General features: G+C 64.3%; 3 protein-coding genes and 1 tRNA gene. All 4 read right to left on the bottom strand.

Annotated elements, in window-relative coordinates; genetic code table 11:
• On the bottom strand, nucleotides 1-280 hold a 280-nt coding region (locus VLT15_12660), incomplete at its 3' end, for a hypothetical protein (GenBank protein HSR46061.1).
• 35 nt (nucleotides 281-315) lie between these two features.
• Complete coding sequence (locus VLT15_12655; GenBank protein HSR46060.1) at nucleotides 316-1,143, bottom strand: META domain-containing protein; 828 nt, start codon at nucleotides 1,141-1,143, stop codon at nucleotides 316-318.
• A 314-nt stretch (nucleotides 1,144-1,457) separates the two neighbouring features.
• Complete coding sequence (locus tag VLT15_12650; GenBank protein HSR46059.1) at nucleotides 1,458-2,186, bottom strand: NBR1-Ig-like domain-containing protein; 729 nt, start codon at nucleotides 2,184-2,186, stop codon at nucleotides 1,458-1,460.
• 202 nt (nucleotides 2,187-2,388) lie between these two features.
• Nucleotides 2,389-2,460, bottom strand: a tRNA-Met gene (locus VLT15_12645).
• Nucleotides 2,461-2,518 lie beyond the last annotated feature (58 nt).

The following is a 2,518-nucleotide window of genomic DNA, read 5'->3' as shown; positions in this document are numbered from 1 at the left end:
TATCGACGGTGACTTCGAGGTAGAAGTTGTCGACTTGGGGCCAGGTCAGCTCCCAGCATGGCGTGCCCTGCAGGCCCTTGGCGGTCATCAGGTACTTCCCACCCGTGACCTCCGACTTGAAGCACTGGTTGTCAAACAGCGTCCAGTTCGTCTTCGTGTCAAAGGTGTCCATGCCTCGGGGCTCGCCGAGGAACACGGCCGGGTCGCTCGACGTCTGCCACACGGTGGCGGCGACCGCCGCCAGGGCGGCGAGCGAGAGGACGATCAGAGTCCGTTTCATGGTTCAGCAACCTCCTTCGGGAGTGTCGTCGGCCGCTACTCGGCCGGGTAGAAGACCATCCGGGCGGCGTTGCCATCGACGAACAGCGTCAGGGTTCCACCTTCCAGGCTGAACGAGGTGACACGCGAAAGGAGATCGAGGTACATCGTGTCCAATGACTCGGGGTCACAAAGTGCGAGGGTGGACGGACCCGGCGAGATCGTCATCACTTGATCCTGGACCGTGTAGGCGCCCAACACCTGGTTACAGTCGGCCTTCACGGCGTAGGTGCCGTCCGGCTGAAACGTGAGCGTGTAGCTCTCAGGGTTTGGAACGACGGACTGGCTGGCCGGTTCGGCTTCGGTCAGCTCCGACCACTGCCACTCGATTCCGCGGGCGACAGCCTCGCCAGTCCCGGCGGCTGCGCCGGCATCGGCGAAAGTCATCGTCCCGGCGCCGCCCCCGAAGCCGAGGACCAGGGTCCCGTCCTTCAGTTCGAACGTATCGACCTGCTCCAGGTACCCGAGGAAGAACGTATCGCTCGACATCTCCCCGCAGAAGGCCATCGTCGAAGGCCCGGGAGAGATCGTTAGGCTCGAATCGGACGACTCATAGGCCCCCTGGACAACGTTGCAGTCCGCCTGGATCACCACCTGACCGTCTTCTCCGAAGACGATCGAGTAATTCTCCGGGTCGGGCACAACCGACTGGGATGCCGGCTGGGTCTCTGTCGTCTGAGTCCACTGCCAGACGGTCCCTTCGAGCGTGGCCGCCGCGGTCTGTGGGGTCGCGGCCGGTGCTGCGGTCGCAGGCCCGGCGCCGCCGCAGGCGACGAGCACCAGGGCCACTGGAAGAAGAATCGCCATGCGGGTGATGTCCCTCATCATTGCCTCCTCTTGGTGACAGCAATTGTATCTCGGACGCAAAGTGACAGATGTCACAAGCCGTCGTCTAGGAGCCTGGATGGTTGCGCTCGAAGCCGATTCCCCACGTAGCTTGCGAGGCCCGGCCGAATGCATCAACGTGGAAAGGTTGCGAGACCGCGTGGGCCGATGTCAAGATGCCACTTCTCGGGTGTGCGGGAAGCCGTTCCAGGGACTGGCCTTCGGCCTGGGACGCGTCCCGGACGTGCGATGCCTCACCTGCGGCAGCCCAGGGCGACCAACAGGAAGCCGCCAGGAGGCTGGGGCTCAAGGTGCTAGGGAGCGGTTGTGTTCGTTGCCGTTTCCGTCGGAGTCGGCGTCTGGGAGGAGGTCGCCGTGGCCGTGGCCGAGGCCTTCGCAGTTGCCGTCGAGGTGCCGACAGAGATGAGGACGTAGACCTCGTCGCCGAAGAAAGCGCCGCTCTTGTTCGTCATGCGCCAGTTGCTTCGGTAGGATCCGGCCGAGCCTGGCGCGGTGAGGGCGACCGACAGGTCAGTCTCCTTGCCGGGCTGGACGGCCTCGGAGAGGACGACCGGTGCCCCGCCCATCGCCTCGCCCCCAATAAACCGGAACGTGAACCCCGACTCCCAGGCGCAGGTGCCGTTGTTGCGCACGCGCCAGGTCTTCGTGAACTTCTCTCCGGGTGTCAGCTTGGTGTTGTCCGGGATCGTCACATCCGACACAAAGGCCATTCCGAGGCAGGCCGCCGGGGCGTTTCCGCTGGTCGGGGGAAGCGGCTGGGTGGCCGACGCGGCGATCGTGATCGTGGCCATCGGCGCCGCGGTCTCGGTCTCCGTCGGGGTGTTCGTCGGCAGCGCGGCCGCCGTCGATGTCAGGCCGGCGGCGAACGTGGCTACGGCCTCCGTCTGAACTTGCTCGACGGACAGCGTTGGGGTTGCCGTCGGAGCTCGTGATCCACACGCAGCGAGCAACGAGGCTGCCGAGAGGGCAGCGATCACGGATCCGGAAAGGAATGCCGACTTGTGCATCGCTGTTCTGTTCACTGTGGAAACCTCGATCCCAAACCGAGACGTGTCGTTGCGTTGGCCCACGATGGTACCCGGAGCGACGCCCCACTTCAAACCGCTCGACCGATCGTTCCCCTTCCGTTTCCCTGCGAATGCCCGACGGACGTGGCCCTTGATGCAGGGAGACGGGCCCAGCTCTCGGGAATCAAGAGCGCCCTCTCGGGCGCTCAATAGCAGGTAGCGGGGCTAGGATTCGAACCTAGGACCTTCAGGTTATGAGCCTGACGAGCTGCCACTGCTCCACCCCGCAACGATGCTCTGCTTTCAGCGTTGGAGATTATAACACAGGGGTTATGACCGTCAAGGAT

This window comes from Acidimicrobiia bacterium (assembly GCA_035471805.1).
GTDB lineage: Bacteria > Actinomycetota > Acidimicrobiia > Spongiisociales > JAHEDJ01 > JAHEDJ01.
Note: the sequence above shows the minus strand (reverse complement) of the source record. Positions and strands in the feature narration are given on the sequence as shown.

Excerpts from the sequence above, each read along its gene's own strand:
- VLT15_12655 (HSR46060.1), bottom strand. The coding sequence starts at position 1,143 with ATGAGGGACATCACCCGCATGGCGATTCTTCTTCCAGTGGCCCTGGTG.